Origin of the sequence: Streptomyces sp. NPDC085460 (assembly GCF_044541975.1) — a bacterium.
Lineage (GTDB): Bacteria > Actinomycetota > Actinomycetes > Streptomycetales > Streptomycetaceae > Streptomyces.
Genome location: NZ_JBITTO010000001.1, coordinates 64,244 through 82,035 on the forward strand (window position 1 = coordinate 64,244; position 17,792 = coordinate 82,035).

General features: G+C 72.6%; 11 protein-coding genes and 1 pseudogene. 7 read left to right on the plus strand and 5 right to left on the minus strand.

The window, feature by feature from the left end; genetic code table 11:
* Window positions 1-76: 76 nt before the first annotated feature.
* Together ACIGHB_RS00260 and ACIGHB_RS00265 are read left to right on the plus strand one after the other, a co-directional pair.
* Window positions 77-4,369: a discoidin domain-containing protein gene (locus ACIGHB_RS00260; protein WP_399908157.1), complete on the plus strand. Its 4,293-nt coding sequence runs from the start codon at window positions 77-79 to the stop codon at window positions 4,367-4,369.
* A gap of 96 nt (window positions 4,370-4,465) precedes the next feature.
* On the plus strand, window positions 4,466-5,851 hold the full coding sequence (locus tag ACIGHB_RS00265; RefSeq protein ID WP_399908161.1) for an ABC transporter substrate-binding protein: 1,386 nt from the start codon (window positions 4,466-4,468) through the stop codon (window positions 5,849-5,851).
* A 30-nt stretch (window positions 5,852-5,881) separates the two neighbouring features.
* Here the strand turns inward: ACIGHB_RS00265 and ACIGHB_RS00270 are convergent, their stop codons facing one another.
* On the minus strand, window positions 5,882-6,988 hold the full coding sequence (locus tag ACIGHB_RS00270; RefSeq protein ID WP_399908164.1) for a magnesium and cobalt transport protein CorA: 1,107 nt from the start codon (window positions 6,986-6,988) through the stop codon (window positions 5,882-5,884).
* Between the two features lie 212 nt (window positions 6,989-7,200).
* Here ACIGHB_RS00270 and ACIGHB_RS00275 point away from each other — a divergent pair, with 212 nt between their 5' ends.
* Window positions 7,201-8,307 carry a winged helix DNA-binding domain-containing protein gene (locus ACIGHB_RS00275; RefSeq protein WP_399908167.1) on the plus strand — a complete coding sequence of 369 codons (1,107 nt, stop codon included), beginning with the start codon at window positions 7,201-7,203 and terminating at the stop codon, window positions 8,305-8,307.
* A gap of 16 nt (window positions 8,308-8,323) precedes the next feature.
* Window positions 8,324-8,971, plus strand: a complete 648-nt coding sequence (locus tag ACIGHB_RS00280; RefSeq protein ID WP_399908171.1) for an SUKH-3 domain-containing protein — start codon at window positions 8,324-8,326, stop codon at window positions 8,969-8,971.
* On the opposite strand, the gene ACIGHB_RS00285 is transcribed toward ACIGHB_RS00280, so the two are convergent.
* Complete coding sequence (locus ACIGHB_RS00285; RefSeq protein WP_399908174.1) at window positions 8,877-9,725, minus strand: LuxR C-terminal-related transcriptional regulator; 849 nt, start codon at window positions 9,723-9,725, stop codon at window positions 8,877-8,879. The genes ACIGHB_RS00280 and ACIGHB_RS00285 overlap by 95 nt on opposite strands.
* 128 nt (window positions 9,726-9,853) lie before the next feature.
* On the opposite strand from ACIGHB_RS00285, the gene ACIGHB_RS00290 reads away from it, so the two are divergent.
* The gene (locus ACIGHB_RS00290; RefSeq protein ID WP_399908177.1) at window positions 9,854-11,536 is read left to right on the plus strand and encodes an AMP-binding protein; all 1,683 of its coding nucleotides are present in this window, start codon (window positions 9,854-9,856) and stop codon (window positions 11,534-11,536) included.
* Window positions 11,533-13,167, plus strand: coding sequence for an AMP-binding protein (locus tag ACIGHB_RS00295; RefSeq protein ID WP_399908180.1), 1,635 nt, complete (start codon window positions 11,533-11,535; stop codon window positions 13,165-13,167). The genes ACIGHB_RS00290 and ACIGHB_RS00295 overlap by 4 nt, the downstream gene beginning before the upstream one ends.
* Here the strand turns inward: ACIGHB_RS00295 and ACIGHB_RS00300 are convergent.
* From ACIGHB_RS00300 to ACIGHB_RS00310, 3 genes and pseudogenes are all read right to left on the minus strand, one after another.
* Window positions 13,164-13,706 (minus strand): GNAT family N-acetyltransferase, encoded by a 543-nt coding sequence (locus tag ACIGHB_RS00300; RefSeq protein WP_360316991.1) that lies wholly within the window; start codon window positions 13,704-13,706, stop codon window positions 13,164-13,166. The genes ACIGHB_RS00295 and ACIGHB_RS00300 overlap by 4 nt on opposite strands.
* A 19-nt stretch (window positions 13,707-13,725) precedes the next feature.
* Complete coding sequence (locus tag ACIGHB_RS00305; protein WP_399908184.1) at window positions 13,726-14,493, minus strand: TIGR04222 domain-containing membrane protein; 768 nt, start codon at window positions 14,491-14,493, stop codon at window positions 13,726-13,728.
* Window positions 14,494-14,583: 90 nt separating this feature from the next.
* Window positions 14,584-15,015 (minus strand): annotated as a pseudogene (locus ACIGHB_RS00310) (hypothetical protein); the annotation flags it as partial.
* 912 nt (window positions 15,016-15,927) lie between these two features.
* Here ACIGHB_RS00310 and gcl point away from each other — a divergent pair.
* Complete coding sequence (gene gcl / locus ACIGHB_RS00315) at window positions 15,928-17,715, plus strand: glyoxylate carboligase (RefSeq protein WP_360319140.1); 1,788 nt, start codon at window positions 15,928-15,930, stop codon at window positions 17,713-17,715.
* The last annotated feature ends 77 nt before the right edge of the window (window positions 17,716-17,792 follow it).

The window sequence follows — 17,792 nt, forward strand, 5'->3', positions numbered from 1 at the left end:
TGACACCGGCGGGGACGCCCGGCACCGCGTCCGGGCGTCCCCGCCGTACCTCCCGCCATCCACGAAGCGAGGAACGATGAGAACCCCCTCCTGGCGATCACGGTGCCTGAGCGCCGCGATCGCGACGAGCCTGCTGGCTCTGGGCGGCCCCCTGGTGGCCGCCCACGCCGCCGGCGGCCCCAACATCGCGCTCGGCGACGCCGCCTCGGCCGGCAGCGCCCAGCCCGGCTACGGCGCCGGCACCATCACCGACGGCAACCAGGGCACGTACTGGGAGAGCGCCGGCGGCTCCCTGCCCCAGTGGGTACAGGCCGACCTCGGCACCACCACCCGCGTCGACGAGGTGGTCCTGAAGCTGCCCGCCGGCTGGGAGACCCGTCACCAGACCCTCTCCCTCCAGGGCAGCGCCGACGGCACCAGCTTCACCACCCTGAAGGCATCGGCCACCTACACCTTCAGCCCCGGTTCGGCCAACACGGTCACCGTCGCCTTCCCGGCCACGCTGACCCGCTTCGTCCGGGTGAACGTCACCGCCAACACCGGCTGGCAGGCCGCCCAGCTCTCCGAGCTGGAGGTGCACGCGGCCGAGGGCTCCTCCGCGAACCTCGCCGCCGGCAAGACGCTCACCGCCACCAGCCACACCGAGGTGTACGCGGCCCCCCAGGCCAACGACGGCAACCGGGCCAGCTACTGGGAGAGCACCAACAACACCCTGCCGCAGTGGCTCCAGGCCGACCTCGGCGCCTCGGTGGCGGTGAACCGGGTCGTCCTCAAGCTGCCCGCCGGCTGGGGCGCCCGCAGCCAGACCCTGAAGATCCAGGGCAGCGGCGACGGCACCACCTTCACCGACCTGTCGGCCTCCCAGGCATACGCGTTCAACGCGGGCAACGACAACACCGCGACGATCAGCCTGGACTCCACCACCACCCGGTACGTACGGGTCCTGGTGACGGCGAACACCGTGCAGCCCGCCGCCCAGATAGCGGAGCTGGAGGTGTACGGCCCGGCGACCGGCGACACCCAGGCACCGTCCGCCCCCGCGAACCTGGCCTACACCCAGCCCGCGACCGGGCAGATCAAGCTCACCTGGAACGCCTCCACCGACAACGTGGGCGTGTCCGGCTACGACATCTACGCCGACGGCGTCCTGCTGACCTCCGTCGCCGGGGACGTCACGACCTTCACCGACACCCGGCCGGCCGACCAGACCGTCTCCTACCGGGTCCGGGCCAAGGACGCGGCCGGCAACCAGTCCGCCGACAGCAACACCGTCACCCGCACCGGCGACGGCGGCGACACCCAGGCCCCCACCGCCCCCGCGAACCTCGGCCTCACCGAGCCCGCGAGCGGCCAGGTGAAGCTGACCTGGACGGCCGCCACCGACAACCGGGGCGTCACCGGCTACGACGTCTACGCGAACAACGTCCTGCGCGGCAGCGTCGCGGGCGGCGTCACCACCTACACCGACACCCAGCCGGCGAGCGCCACCGTCACCTACCACGTGGTCGCCAAGGACGCGGCGGGCAACACCTCCGTCGCCTCCAACAGCGTCACCCGCAACGGCAGCGGCGGCACCGGGTCCAACCTGTCCGTCGGCAAGCCGATCGAGGCGTCCTCGACCATGGGCGGCTTCACCGCGGGCAACGCCAACGACAACGACACCGCCACCTACTGGGAGGGCGGGGGCGGCGCGTACCCGCAGACCCTCACCGTCAAGCTCGGCGCCAACGCCGACCTCGACCGGCTCGTGCTGAAGCTCGACCCGGCCCAGGCGTGGCAGGCCCGCAACCAGACCATCGAGGTCCTCGGCCGCGAGCAGAGCGCCACCGGCTTCACCAGCAGGATCGCGGCGAAGAGCTACTCCTTCGACCCGGCGAGCGCCAACACGGTCACCATCCCGCTGACCGCGCGCCTGGCCGACGTCCAGCTGAAGTTCACCGCCAACACCGGCGCCCCCGGCGGCCAGATCGCCGAGGTCCAGGCGATCGGCGTCCCCGCGCCCAACCCGGACCTCACCGTCACCGGCCTCACCGCGACGCCCGCCGCGCCCGAGGAGGACGACGAGATCACCGTCTCCGCCGTCGTGCGCAACGACGGCGCCGCCCCGGCGGCGGCCAGCAAGGTCGCCGTCCGGCTCGGCGGCACCAAGGTCGCGACCGGGCAGGTCCCGGCCCTGGCCGCCGGCGCGCAGGCCACCGTCCCCGTCTCCCTCGGCGTGCGCGCCGCGGGCTCGTACGAGCTCGGCGCGGTCGCGGACGAGGCGGGCGAGGTCCTGGAGCAGAACGAGACCAACAACGCCTACACCCGGCCCACCGCGCTCGTGGTCAAGCCGGTCGCCAGCTCCGACCTGCTCGCCACCTCGGTGACGACCAGCCCGTCGAGCCCGACCGCCGGCGACGCCGTGACCTTCAAGGTCGCGGTGAAGAACCAGGGCACGGAGCCGACCGCGTCCGGCGACCGCGCGGTCACGCTGGAGCTCGTCGACGCTCAGGGCGGCGTGGTCAAGACGCTGACGGCCCCGCAGAGCGGCGTGCTGGCCCCCGGGGCCTCGGCCGTCGTGAGCCTCGGCACCTGGACGGCCGCCAACGGCTCGTACACCGTCAGGACGGTCATCGCGGCCGACGCGAACGAGCTGCCCGTCAAGCGCGAGAACAACACGCAGTCGCAGCCGCTGTTCGTCGGACGCGGCGCGAACATGCCGTACACGATGTACGAGGCGGAGGACGGCACCGCCGGCGGCGGAGCCTCCGTCGTCGGGCCCAACCGGACCGTCGGCGACGTCGCGGGCGAGGCGTCCGGCCGCAAGGCCGTCACCCTCGACGCGACCGGCGAGTACGTCGAGTTCACCACCCGCGCCGCCACCAACACCCTGGTCACCCGCTTCTCCATCCCGGACGCCCCGGGCGGCGGCGGCATCAACTCGACCCTCAACGTCTACGTCGACGGGGTGTTCAAGAAGGCCCTGCCGCTCACCTCGAAGTACGCCTGGCTGTACGGCGCCGAGGCCGGCCCCGGCAACGACCCGGGCTCCGGCGCCCCGCGCCACATCTACGACGAGGCGAACCTGATGTTCGGGGAGACCATCCCCGCGGGCAGCAGGATCCGCCTCCAGAAGGACGCCGCGAACTCGGCCGCCCACTACGCGATCGACTTCGTCAACCTGGAGCAGGTCGCCCCGGTCGCCAACCCGGACCCGGCCACGTACACCGTCCCGGCCGGCTTCACCCACCAGGACGTGCAGAACGCGCTCGACAAGGTCCGCATGGACACCACGGGGAAGCTCGTCGGCGTGTACCTCCCGGCGGGTGACTACCAGACTTCCAGCAAGTTCCAGGTCTACGGCAAGGCGGTCAAGGTCGTCGGCGCCGGCCCGTGGTACACGAAGTTCCACGCGCCGACCACGCAGGACAACACCGACATCGGCTTCCGCGCCGAGGCCACCGCGAACGGCTCGCTCTTCAAGGGCTTCGCCTACTTCGGCAACTACGTCACCCGCATCGACGGTCCGGGCAAGGTCTTCGACTTCGCGAACGTCGCCGACGTCGTCATCGACGACATCTGGAACGAGCACATGGTCTGCCTCTACTGGGGCGCCAACACCGACCGGGTCACGATCAAGAACTCGCGGATCCGCAACATGTTCGCCGACGGGGTCAACATGACCAACGGGTCGACGGACAACCACGTCGTCAACAACGACGCCCGGGCCACCGGTGACGACAGCTTCGCGCTGTTCTCCGCGATCGACGCCGGCGGCGCCGACATGAAGAACAACGTCTACGAGAACCTCACCACCACCCTGACCTGGCGGGCGGCGGGCGTGGCCGTCTACGGCGGCTACGACAACACCTTCCGCAACATCCACATCGCCGACACCCTGGTCTACTCCGGCATCACCATCTCGTCGCTGGACTTCGGCTACCCGATGAACGGCTTCGGGACCATCCCGACGAACTTCGAGAACATCTCGATCGTCCGGTCCGGCGGCCACTTCTGGGGCAGCCAGACCTTCCCCGGCATCTGGATCTTCTCCGCCTCCAAGGTCTTCCAGGGCATCCGCGTCAGCCACGTCGACATCGTCGACCCCACCTACAGCGGCATCATGTTCCAGACCAAGTACACCGGCTCCCAGCCCGAGAACCCGGTGAAGGACACCGTCTTCACCGACATCTCCATCACCGGCGCCCGCAAGTCCGGCGACGCCTTCGACGCGAAGTCCGGCTTCGGCATCTGGGCCAACGAGATGCCCGAGCCCGGCCAGGGCCCGGCCGTCGGCGAGGTCACCTTCACCTGCCTGCGCCTGCGGGACAACGCCCAGGACATCCGGAACACCACGTCCACCTTCAAGATCAACATCAACCCCTGCTGACCCCGCTCCGCCCCACGGCGGGAGCACCGGCGCCCACCGCAACCCGGCGGTGGGCGCCGCCCTGCTCCAGCCCGAACCGCCCGAAGGGAACCACCGATGAAGAACGCCCCGCTCCGGCGCGGACACCACGCCGTCGCCGTCCTCGTGGCCTGCTCGCTGACCGCCTGCGGCGGGGGAGGCGGGGGTGCGCGGGACACCGGTTCCTCCGATCCCAGTGCCGTGCTCAACCCGAGGACGAAGGTGACGATCACCATCGACTGCATGCCGCCGGCCACGAGGGAGGCGGAGGTGAAGCAATGGAAGGAGGACGTCGCCGAGTTCAACAAGACGTACCCGAACGTGACCGTCGAGGGCCGGTCCACCCCGGGCCAGTGCATGGAGCCCGCACGCTTCACCGCGATGCTCAAGGCCAAGTCGCAGCCCGACGTCTTCTTCACCTACTTCACCGACCTGCCCCAGGTCCTCGCGGAGAACGGCGCCGAGGACATCTCCGCGTACGTGAACCCCTGGACGGTGCCCCTGCTCCAGGACATCAACCCCGACGTCCTCGACTCCCTCCGGCACCGGGGCAGGCTGTACGGCCTGCCGACCAGCAACTACACGATGGGCCTGCTGATCAACCGCAAGCTCTTCGAGGACGCCGGCCTGGACCCGGACGCCCCGCCGCGCACCTGGGAGGGGGTCCGTGCCGCGGCGAAGAGGATCGCCGCCCTCGGGGACGGCGTCGCGGGCTTCGGCGAGTACTCCGCCGGCAACACCGGCGGCTGGCACTTCACCGCCCAGCTCTACAGCCTCGGCGGCGACGTCGTCGACTCGACCGGCGGCGAGGCTGCCTTCAACACCGACCTGGGCCGGCAGGTCGCGAAGAACCTCCACGCCATGCGCTGGGAGGACGACTCCATGGGCAGCACCCAGCTGCTGAAGTGGGGCGACCTGCAGAAGCGGCTCGCCGGCGACAAACTCGGCATGTTCCTCGCCGCGCCCGACGACATCACCTACATGGTCCAGCAACTCGGCGCGCGGTACGAGAACTTCGGCATGGGCCCGATACCCGGTGGCGCGAACACGCTCGCCGGAGGCAACACCTACATGGTCAAGGAGGGCATCTCGCCCGACAAGATCAAGGCCGCGATCGCCTGGCTGAACTTCAAGAACCTCACCGTGGGCAAGGGCCAGTTCGACTGGTCCCGCACCCGGGCCGACGGCCTGCCGGTCGGCATCCCGCAGCCCAACTTCTGGCTCGACGGGTCCAAGACCAAGGACGACGCCACCCGTCTGGCGAACGCCACCATGCCGGTCGCCAACTTCAGAACCTTCATGGACAACCCCGTACCCGGCAAGGCCGAGCCGCCGATGGCCCAGGAGGTCTACAGGATCCTCGACGACGTCATGTCCGGCATCCTCACCGACGAGGACGCCGACATCGACACACTCCTCTCGACGGCGGAGACCCGGGTCAACGAGGTCCTCGCCGACCAGTGACGACATCGGCCGCCCGACGAGGCCCCGTGTCTACAGCCAGTCCCGCCGCTTGAAGACCACGTACAGACTCGTGCACACCACCGCCATCAGCAGCACGGCGAACGGATAGCCGCCGGCCCAGTGCAGCTCGGGCATGTTGTCGAAGTTCATGCCGTAGATGGTGCCGACGAGGGTGGGGGCGAAGAGGATGGCCGCCCACGACGAGATCTTCTTGATCTCCTCGTTCTGTTCGAAGCCGGCTTCGGCCAGGGCGCGCATCTCCGCGTTCTGCTGCTGGGTGACCAGGGTCGCGTTGACGGTCAGGATCTCCGTGAGGGCCTGGCGGAAGCCGTCGACGCGTTCGCTGGTGTGGGTCACGTGGTCGGCGACGTCGCGGAGGTAGCGCTGGAGTTCCTCGTCGGTGCCGTACTTGGCGAAGCCGGCCATCAGGCCGTGGAGCATGCCGACGAGGGGGCGGGTCGCGCGCTGGAACTCGACCATCTCGCGGGAGAGTTCGTAGATGCGGCGGGAGACGGCGGGGTCGCCGCCGAAGACCTCGGTCTCGATCTCGTCGACGTCGTTCTGCACGCCGGCGACGACCGGGGCGTAGCCGTCGACCACCGCGTCCAGGATGGCGTACAGGACGGCCTCCGGGCCGAGCGCGAGCAGGTCGGGGTTCTCCTCCATGCGGCGGCGGACCGCCGACAGGTCCGGGGCCGCGCCGTGGCGGACCGTGATCAGGAAGTCGGGCCCCACGAAGACGTGGAGCTCGCCGAAGTCGACCTCCTCCTGGGCGTCCAGGTAGCGGGCCGCGCGCAGGACGACGAAGAGCGTGTCGCCGTACCGTTCCAGCTTCGGGCGCTGGTGGGCCTCCAGGGCGTCCTCGACGGCGAGTTCATGGAGGTCGAACTCGGCGGCCAGGGAGTGCAGTTCCTCCTCGGACGGCCGGTGAAGGCCGATCCACGCCATGCCGTCCGGGTGTTCGCGCAGCTGCCGGTACGTCTCCGCCAGCGTCGCCGGCGACGACACCTTGCGGCCGTCGCGGTACAGCGTCGCCTGGATCACGCTCGGCCCCCCGGCGGGGGACTCCGGGGTCGCGGGCGCCGGGGGCGGCTCCGGATGGCGGCGCCAGGCCGCGCGGGGGCGTCGATCGGACACGTGCGTACCTCCGGATCGGCTGCTGCGGGTCCCGCTGCCGGGTCCCCATGGGATGATCAGGATATATGGGTGAGAAGGGGGCGGGCGGGGGCGGGGCCGGACGGGGCGGAGCGTGCCGGGGTGCGGCTCTCCGCCGGTGGAGGGCGGCCCTCCGCCCGCGGCCGACACGAAACAGGACAGGTACTGGCCCCCATGCCTTGTAGCGTCGCCGTATGGACTCCCTTTCCCCGGTCTCGCGCCGTGCCCTGGGTCGTGCCACGCTCGCCCGTCAGCTGCTGCTCCGGCACTCCCCGCTCGGGGTCGAGGAGGCCGTGCGCCATCTCGTCGGGCTTCAGGCGCAGAACACCAAGCCGCCGTACTACGCCCTCGCCGCCCGTCTCGACGGGTTCCGGCCCGAGGAGCTGTCCGGCCTCATGGAGTCGCGGGCCGTCGCACGGATCGTCACGCTGCGCTCCACCGTCCACACCCACACCGCCGACGACGCCGTCGCCCTGCGGGCCCTCGCCCAGCCGGGCGCGATCGACCGCGAGCTCGGCATGTTCCGCAAGGGGCTCGACGGCGTCGACCTCGACCGGCTCGCCGCCCTCGCCCGTGAGCTCGTCGAGGCGGAGCCCCGTACCCCCAAACAGCTCCGCGAGCGACTCCTCCAGGAGTGGCCGGACGCCGACCCGCAGGCCCTGACCGTCGCCGCCCGCTGCCTGCTGCCGCTCGTCCAGGTCACCCCGCGCGGGCTGTGGGGGAGCGGCGGACAGGTCGCGCTGACCACCACCGACGTGTGGTTCGGGGGCGCCGCGGAGGGTGCCGCCGACCTCGACGGGACCGTGCTGCGCTACCTCGGCGCCTTCGGACCCGCCTCCGTGAAGGACATGCAGACCTGGTGCGGGCTGACCCGGCTGCGGCCCGTGTTCGAGCGGCTGCGGCCCCGGCTGCTCGTCCTCCGGGACGAGGACGGCACCGAGCTCTTCGACCTGCCCGACGCGCCCCGCCCGGACGAGTCCGTCCCCGCCCCGCCCCGCTTCCTGCCCGAGTTCGACAACCTGCTGCTCTCGCACGCCGACCGGCGCCGGGTCGTCCCCGACGCGTACCGGGGCCGTACCTGGACCGGCAACCAGGCCCACCGCGTCTTCCTCCTCGACGGGCTCCTCGCCGGCCTCTGGTTCCTGGAGGAGGCCCGGGGGCGCGTCACGCTGACCGTCGAGCCCTTCGGCCCGCTGACCCGCGCCGACCGGGCGGCGCTCACCGACGAGGCCGAACGGACCCTCCGCCTCACCGGCCCCGCCGACGGCGCGTACGACGTGGTGTTCCGTGCCGACGCCTGAGGAGGGGCCGCCCCGCATGAGCCGGGCCGAGACGGCGGCGCTGCTCGCCCGGGCGGGGCACCGTCCCGGGCGGGACGTCGGGGACGAGCGGCTCGGCGCGCTGCTGCGGACCGTGACGGAACGGTTCGCCGCGGAAGGGCACCCCGTGGAGGCGTTCCCCGCCGCCCGCGCCTTCGTCCGCGCGTACGGCGGACTGCGGTTCGACATCCCGGGCACCCCGCCCGACGCCGTCGGCCTCACCCCGCACTGGATCTACGAGGAGAGCGGCGAGGACGTCGCCGAACTCGCCGGCGCCCTCGGCACCCGGCTCTTCCCGGTCGGGTACACCACCTTCGACGGCGCCATGCTGCTCCTCGACGAGACCGGGCGGTTCTTCCTCCTCCACCACACCGGCCCGTACCACCTCGGGGACGACGTCCACGAGGCCGTGAGCCGCCTCCTGCGCGGCCCCGAGGTCGAGGCCCGCACGCTGTACCCGACGACGGACCATCAAGCGGCGCCCCCGCCGGCGGACGCCACGACAGCGCCCCCACCCGAGCAGGCGACGGCGGCGCCCCGGCCCGAGGAAGCTACGGCAGCGCCCCCGCCCGCCGCGCCGCCACCACCGCCTCCAGACGGGTGTGCGCCCCCAGCTTCCGCATCGCCGAGCGCAGATAGCCCTTGACCGTCTCCGGGCGCAGCCCGAGCCGCCGCGCCGCCGTCGCGTTCGTCGCCCCGGTCGCGACCGCCGCCAGGACGTCCGTCTCGCGCGGGGTCAGTGCCACGCCCCCGACCGGGGCCGGCCGGCCCGCCGCCGACTCCAGGCGGCCGCAGACGGCGAGCAGCCGGGCCCGCAGCTCCTCGTCGAGGACCCGAGGGGCGAGGGCCCGCAGCTCGCCGTGGGCGTGCCGCACCTCCTCCCAGGACGGGGCGGACGCCTCCGCCGGCTCCGCGAGCCGGTTCGCCTCGTCCCGTACGGCCACGAGCCGGCTCACCTCGTCCCGCACGGCCAGTGCCTGCTCCACGTCCCGGGCCGCCGCCACCGCCGCGTCGAAGACCCGCTCGCCGAGCGGCAGCGCGTCCCGCAGCGCCCCGTACAGCACCCCGCGCACCTGCCGCCGGACGACCACCGGCACCGCGATCACCGACCGCAGGCCCTCCGCCGAGACCGGCAGGTCGTACTCGTGGGTGATGTGCCGGGCCACCGGATAGTCGGTGACCGCGCACGGCCGGGCCAGTGCCAGGCACTTGCCGCCCAGGCCGTTGCCGGGGGAGATCGCCAGGCCCCGGAGGGCCGGGGTGACGGCCCCGTGCAGCTCGCCGATCCGCAGCGGCCGGCCGCCGTCCATCAGGCCGCCGAAGACGACCGGCAGTCCGCTGCCGCGCCGCAGCCGCACCAGCGCGGCCCGCAGCTCCACCGCCTCGATCCGCTCGGCCATGGCGGAACACCCCTTCCCTCGCTCCTTCGCGCCGGATCCCGCCGCTCCTTCACCCCCGAACGGGGGTAGTGACACCGGGGTCACCGATTACACGATGGGCGGGACCGGTCCCGCAATGAGGAGGACACATGACGGCAACCAGCGCGACGGAGGAGTTCCGGACCGCCCGGGACTTCCTGCTCCGGCACCGCGAGGACTACGCGGCGGCCCGCGACGGCTTCGTCTGGCCCCGCCCCGACCGGTTCAACTGGGCGCTGGAGTGGTTCGACGTCATCGCCGAGGGCAACGACCGCACCGCCCTGCACCTCGTCGAGGAGGACGGCTCCGAGACGAAGGTCGGCTTCGCGGAGATGTCCGCCCGCTCGAACCGGGTCGCGAACTGGCTGCGCGCCCAGGGCGTCCGCGCCGGGGACCGGATCATCGTGATGCTGGGCAACCAGGCCGAGCTGTGGGAGACCATGCTGGCCGCGATGAAGCTGCGCGCCGTCGTCATCCCCGCCACCCCGCTCCTCGGCCCCGCCGACCTGCGCGACCGGGTCGAGCGCGGCCGGGCCCGGCACGTGATCGCGCGCGCCGAGGACACCGCGAAGTTCGCCGACGTGCCCGGCGACTACACCCGCATCGCGATCGGCGGCGACGGGGTGAACTGGCTGGGGTACGAGCACGCCGCCCGCGAGCCGGACGTCTTCGAGCCCGACGGCGTCACCCTCGCCCACGACACGCTGATGCTGTACTTCACCTCCGGCACCACCGCCCGCCCCAAACTGGTGGAGCACACCCACACCTCCTACCCGGTCGGGCACCTGGCGACGATGTACTGGATCGGGCTCAAGCCCGGCGACGTGCACCTCAACATCTCCTCGCCCGGCTGGGCCAAGCACGCCTGGTCCAACCTCTTCGCCCCCTGGAACGCCGAGGCGACCGTCTTCATCCACAACTACACGCGCTTCGACGCGGCCCGGCTGATGGGGGAGATGGACCGCCACGGCGTCACCTCGTTCTGCGCCCCGCCGACCGTGTGGCGGATGCTCATCCAGTCCGACCTGAGCCGGCTGACGACGCCGCCGCGCGAGGTCGTCGCCGCCGGCGAGCCGCTGAACCCCGAGGTCATCGAGGCGGTCCGGCGCGGCTGGGGCGTCACCATCCGCGACGGCTTCGGACAGACCGAGACCGCCGTCCAGGTCTCCAACAGCCCCGGCCAGCGGCTCAAGGAGGGCTCCATGGGCCGCCCGAGCCCCGGCTACGCGGTCACCCTGGTCGACCCGGTCACCGGCCGCGCGGACGTCGAGGAGGGAGAGATCTGCCTCGACCTGTCCGCCAACCCGGTGGGCCTGATGACCGGTTACCACGGCGACCCGGAGAAGACCGCCGAGGCGATGGCCGGCGGCTACTACCGCACCGGCGACATCGGCAGCCGCGACGAGGACGGCTACATCCACTACGTGGGCCGCGCCGACGACGTCTTCAAGGCGTCGGACTACAAGATCAGTCCCTTCGAGCTGGAGAGCGCGCTCCTCGAACACGAGGCCGTCGCGGAGGCGGCCGTCGTCCCCGCCCCCGACCCGGTGCGGCTCGCCGTCCCGAAGGCGTACGTCGTCCTCGCCGAGGGCTTCAAGCCGGACGAGGAGACCGCCAGGACCCTCTTCGCCCACTCGCGGGCCGTCCTCGCCCCGTACAAGCGGGTCCGCCGCCTGGAGTTCGCCGAGCTCCCGAAGACGGTCTCCGGCAAGATCCGGCGGGTCGAGCTGCGCCGCCTCACCGCCGAAGGCGCCGCCACCGGGCCGGAGTTCACCGAAGGAGACCTCGCATGACGGGAACGACGCCCCAGGCCGGCACGGTCCGTACGGAGCTCTCGTACGCGCACGGGGTCGCGGACACTCCGCTCCTCGGCGACACCATCGGTGCCGACCTCGACCGGGCCGTCGCCGCCTGGCCCGACCGCGAGGCCCTGGTCGACGTGGCCGGCGGACGCCGCTGGACCTACGCCGAGTTCGGGGCCGAGGTCGACCGGATCGCGGGCGCGCTGCTCGGCAGCGGCGTCCGCAAGGGCGACCGGGTCGGGATCTGGGCGGTCAACTGCCCCGAATGGGTGCTGGTCCAGTACGCCACCGCCCGCGTCGGCGCCGTCATGGTCACCGTCAACCCGGCCTACCGCGCCCACGAACTCGCCTATGTGCTGCGGCAGTCGGGCATCTCGCTGCTCTTCGCCTCGCTCGCCCACAAGACGAGCGACTACCGGTCGATGGTCGAGGAGGTCCGGGGCGCGTGCCCGGAGCTGCGGGAGGCGGTGTACTTCGGCGACGCGAGCTGGGACGCGTTCGCCGCCCGCCCGTCCGGCGGGCTCGTCCCCGAACCGCTCGCCGCCGACGAGCCGGTGAACATCCAGTACACCTCCGGCACCACCGGCTTCCCCAAGGGCGCCACGCTCTCCCACCACAACATCCTCAACAACGGTTATTTCGTGGGCGAGATGATCGCCTACACCGAGCGGGACCGGATCTGCGTGCCGGTGCCCTTCTACCACTGCTTCGGCATGGTGATGGGCAATCTGGCGGCCACCTCGCACGGCGCCTGCATCGTGATCCCGGCCCCGTCCTTCGACCCGGCCGCGACCCTCCGCGCCGTCCAGGAGGAGCGCTGCACCTCGCTGTACGGCGTGCCGACGATGTTCATCGCGGAGCTGAACCTCCCGGACTTCGCCGCGTACGACCTGTCCTCGCTGCGCACCGGCATCATGGCGGGCTCGCCGTGTCCGGTGGAGGTGATGAAGCGGGTGGTCGCCGAGATGAACATGGCGGAGGTGTCGATCTGCTACGGCACGACCGAGACCTCGCCGGTCTCCACCCAGACCCGCCGCGACGACGACCTGGAGCGGCGCACCGGCACGGTCGGCCGGGTCCTGCCGCACATCGAGGTGAAGGTGGTCGACCCGGCCACCGGTCTCACCGTGGAGCGCGGCGCCGCGGGCGAGCTGTGCACCCGCGGCTACAGCGTGATGCTCGGCTACTGGGACGAGCCGGCGAAGACCGCCGAGGTCGTCGACGCGGGCCGCTGGATGCACACCGGTGACCTGGCGGTGATGCGCGAGGACGGGTACGTGCGGATCGTCGGCCGCATCAAGGACATGATCATCCGCGGCGGGGAGAACGTGTACCCGCGCGAGATCGAGGAGTTCCTGTACGCGCACCCGAAGATCGCCGACGTGCAGGTCGTCGGCGTCCCCGACGAGCGGTACGGCGAGGAGATCCTGGCCTGCGTGATCCCGCGCGACCCGGCCGACCCGCCCACCCTCGGCGAACTCGCCGCCTTCTGCCGCGACCGCCTCGCCCACTACAAGGTCCCGCGCCGCGTGGAGATCCTCGCCGAGTTCCCGATGACGGTGAGCGGCAAGGTGCGGAAGGTCGAGCTGCGCGAGCGGTACGGGGCGGCGGACGGCGCCTAGGACGGCTCCCGGACCACCGGGGCGGGCGCCAGCTCGCGGCGCATGCAGACGCGGGGCCAGGCGGCGAGGCCGTGGGCGGCCTCGGCGCGGCTGATGGCGCGCAGGCCCTCGGTGAGGTGCGGGTCCGCCTCGGCGAGCGCGCGGAAGCCGAGGCGGGTGTAGTACGGGGCGTTCCACGGCACTTCGGTGAAGGTCGTCAGGGTCAGGGCGGTCAGCCCCTCCTCCCCGGCGGCCTGCGCCAGGTGCTCGATCAGCGCCCGGCCGACGCCCCGGCGGGCCGCGCCGGGGTGCACGGAGACCTGCTCGATGTGCGCGGCGCCGTCCACGGTGTCCGCGAGGAGGTACGCGACGGGCCGGTCGGCCCCGTCGACCGCCACCCAGGCCCGGCCCGCCGCCCGGTACCCCTCCAGGACGTCCAGCGGGAGGGGCTCGTCGTCGGCGATCGCCGCCATGCCGAGAGTGCGGAAGGGCTCGCCCGCCGCGCGCTCGATGGACTGGAGCAGCGGGAGTTCGGCCGGTGCGGCCGCTCGGATGCGCATACGCCAGTATGGCCCCGGCTCAGCGTCCGCAGGAGGCGCGGCGGTCGAGCAGGCCGCCGTCGCGCGAGAACCGGGGCAGGAACAGGGCGAGCGCCGGGTCGCCGTACAGCGCCACGTACAGCAGGACGAGCCTGCCGTCCGTCACCTCGTGGCGGTGCTCCGGCAGCGGGTGCCGCTCCCGCAGCTCGGCGAGGAGCCGCCGGGCGGTCCGGGTCGCGGGCGGCAGCCGCAGCAGGGCGAGCGCGGCGAGCAGGACGGGCGCGCCCAGGGCCAGGCCGGGCAGGAGCCCCGGTGCCTCGCCGGCGGCCGCCGCCGCGAGGAGCCCGGCCGCGAGCGTCGCCGGCGCCGCCGCCAGCAGCAGCCGGGCCGAGCGGTGCCGGGCCGGCGGGCGCAGCAGCCCCGCCCGTCCCAGCTCGGCCCGCAGCGCGTCGACCGCCCTGCGCGCCTCGGGGCGCAGGGCCAGGGCGCGCAGGTCGAGCGCGTTGCGGAGCGAGCGGTGGACGCCGAGCTGCACGGGGTCCCTGGTCCGGCCGGGCCCGCCATTGGCCCGAATCGTATGTTTGCGTCCGGCCGCGACCGCGCCGCGCTGGTGCAGCGCGACCAGCGCGACCGTCACCGCGGCCCGCCGTCCGCCGCGCAGCAGGGCCAGCGCCTCCGGCCCGGGCGGCGCCCCGGCGGCGCCCGGCCCGAGGCCCGGCCGCCGGGCGCGCAGCAGCACCCCCGCGGCGAGCACCTCGGTCCAGGCGGCCACGACCGCCGCCACCCACCACCACGTCCCCGTTCCCATGCCTCCACCCCCACCGGTGTTTCTGCCCGGGGGAGCGTGATCATCACGCGTGGATGGCCGGATCCATTCGCTCGAAAGGCGTGGTTCGGGTCAGATGGCGCCGCCGGAGGTGAGTTCGTCGGCCGCGTTGTTCACGGGCTGCGGGGTGCCGGTGAGGTCGAGGACGAAGAGCGGCAGCGCTATCTCGGCGGCGCGGGACCGGGCCTCGGGGGTGTAGCCGGCGAGCGAGAAGAAGACGCCCACGGCGGAGGCGCTGAGTCCGTTCAGCCACAGGCACTCGACGGCTCGCAGCCCGGCGGGCCGGGTGCTGGGGTCGACCTGGGCGACGAGCCCGGGCCCGCGCAGGTCCACCCCGGCGGAGTGCCGGTCGTCCGGCCGCACGATCTCCAGGAACCCGAGCCAGTGCAGGTACGTGGCCGCCGCGGCGACCGCGTCCGACGCCGTCCGGATCGTCACCGGCCGGAACGCGCCCCGGGCGGGCGCGGGCCGGGGCGCGGTCGGCGGCAGCGGGATGTGGACGGGGTACCGCTCGGCGAAGGACCGCGGCGGGTTCCCGAACCAGTCGGAGACGGGCGGGCCGGGCGGCGCCCCTTCGCGGGAGCCCTCTGTCTCCAGGGCTCCCACGACCGGACCCGGCCCGTCCCCGGCGGCCTCCACGGGAGCCGGCCCGTCCCCGGCGTACTCGTCCCCGAGGTCGTCGTCCGCGTCACCCTCGACCCCGCCGACCCCGCCGACGGGGTCGCCCTCACCCTCGCCCTCGTCCTCGACCCGCGTGTCGGGGACGGCGAGGAGGCCCGCCGGGTCGGCGTCGGGCCCGGGGCCCGCGGAGTCGTCCGCCGCGTACGCCGCGGGGCCGTGCCCCTCGGAGCCGTACCCCTCGGATTCCCGGCCGCCCTCCGGCACGGGGTCCACGGTCCCGGCCCCCACCGCCTCCTCCGTGGCCGGTGCCACCGGGATCCGCAGCACGGCCCCGCAGGAGCAACCCAGCTCCGGCCGCGGCCACTGGTCCTCGCGCCCGCAGGCGCGGCAGCGCACGGTGACCCACTCGTCGAGCCAGTTCCGGTGCCGGACCGGCTCGGCGGTGGCGTCCGGGAGCAGGCGCGGGGCGACCGGGCTCCCGCAGGGGCAGGGGTAGACGGGCGCCGCGTACGTATGGCTCCGCCGGCACTCCGGGCAGTGCACCGCTACCGAGTCACCCACACCGAACCCCCTCTTCCCGTGCGCTTCATCGTCCACCAATCCGGCCGCGCGGGGGTGCGACTTCGGCCATCGGGGCGGGTCCGCCGGTGCCCGTCAGGTGGGCCCTCCCTTGACGGCGTCCCGAGCCGCACCTACATTGCTTCCATATAGCAGAACAGTTTTTCCGCATTACGGAAACAGGACCGGGCGGCCCGCCCGGCACCTGCGACCGACCGGCCGAGCAGGAGCACTCCCATGCCTCGTATGACCGCCGCCGCAGCGGCCGTTGAGATCCTCAAGCGCGAAGGCGTCACCAACGCGTTCGGCGTGCCGGGCGCGGCGATCAACCCCTTCTACCGCGAGCTCAAGAACGTGGGCGGCATCAGCCACACGCTGGCCCGCCACGTCGAGGGCGCCTCCCACATGGCGGAGGGCTACACCCGCGCCAAGGCCGGCAACATCGGTGTCTGCATCGGCACCTCCGGCCCCGCCGGCACCGACATGATCACCGGCCTGTACTCGGCGATCGCGGACTCGATCCCGATCCTGTGCATCACCGGCCAGGCCCCGGTCTCGAAGCTCCACAAGGAGGACTTCCAGGCCATCGACATCGCGAACATCGCCAAGCCGGTCACCAAGGCGGCCACCACCGTCCTGGAGGCCGCGCAGGTCCCCGGCGTCTTCCAGCAGGCGTTCCACCTGATGCGCTCCGGCCGTCCCGGCCCGGTCCTCATCGACCTGCCGATCGACGTCCAGCTGACCGAGATCGAGTTCGACCCGGAGACGTACGAGCCGCTGCCGGTCTACAAGCCGTCCGCGACCCGCGCCCAGGCCGAGAAGGCCCTGGGCTTCCTCCTGGAGGCCGAGCGCCCGCTGATCGTCGCCGGTGGCGGCATCATCAACGCCGACGCCTCCGACCTGCTGGTCGAGTTCGCCGAGCTGACCAACATCCCGGTCATCTCCACCCTCATGGGCTGGGGCACCATCCCGGACGACCACGAGCTGGCCGCCGGCATGGTCGGCGTCCAGACCGCGCACCGCTACGGCAACGCGACCTTCCTGGAGTCCGACACCGTCATCGGCATCGGCAACCGCTGGGCCAACCGCCACACGGGCTACAACCTGGACGCCTACACCAAGGGCCGTAAGTTCGTCCACGTCGACATCGAGCCCACCCAGCTCGGCAAGATCTTCGCCCCCGACTACGGCATCGCCTCCGACGCCAAGGACGCCCTGGAGCTCTTCGTCCAGATCGCCAAGGAGTGGAAGGCCGAGGGCAAGCTCCCCGACTTCACCGCCTGGGCCGCCTCCGCGCAGGACCGCAAGGCCACCCTCCAGCGCCGCACGCACTTCGACAACATCCCCATGAAGCCGCAGCGCGTCTACGAGGAGATGAACAAGGCGTTCGGCCCGGACACCCGGTACGTCACCACCATCGGCCTCTCCCAGATCGCGGCCGCGCAGTTCCTGCACGTCTACAAGCCGCGCCACTGGATCAACTGCGGCCAGGCCGGCCCGCTCGGCTGGACCATCCCGGCCGCCATCGGCGCCGCCACCGCCGACCCGGAGACCCCGGTCGTCGCGCTCTCCGGCGACTACGACTTCCAGTTCATGATCGAGGAGCTGGCGGTCGCCGCCCAGCACAAGGTCCCCTACGTCCACGTCCTCGTGAACAACGCCTACCTCGGCCTCATCCGGCAGGCGCAGGGCGGCCTCGGCATCAACTTCGAGGTCAACCTCGAGTTCGAGAACATCAACACCCCCGAGCTCGGCGTCTACGGCGTCGACCACGTCAAGGTCGCCGAGGGCCTCGGCGTCAAGGCGATCCGCGTCACCGACCCGGAGAAGCTGGGCGAGGCGCTGGAGCAGGCCAAGAAGATGGCCGTCGAGTTCCAGGTCCCGGTCGTCGTCGAGGCGATCCTGGAGCGCATCACCAACATCGCCATGAGCAAGACCGTCGACATGAGCGACGTCACCGAGTTCGAGGACCTGGCCACCGAGCCGGGCCACGCGCCGACCGCGATCAAGCCGCTCGCGGTCTGACCGACCGGACCCGCCCGCACCCGTCGTCCACGTCACGGGCGCGGGCGGGCCGACCCCGGGGCCCCATCCCCGACACG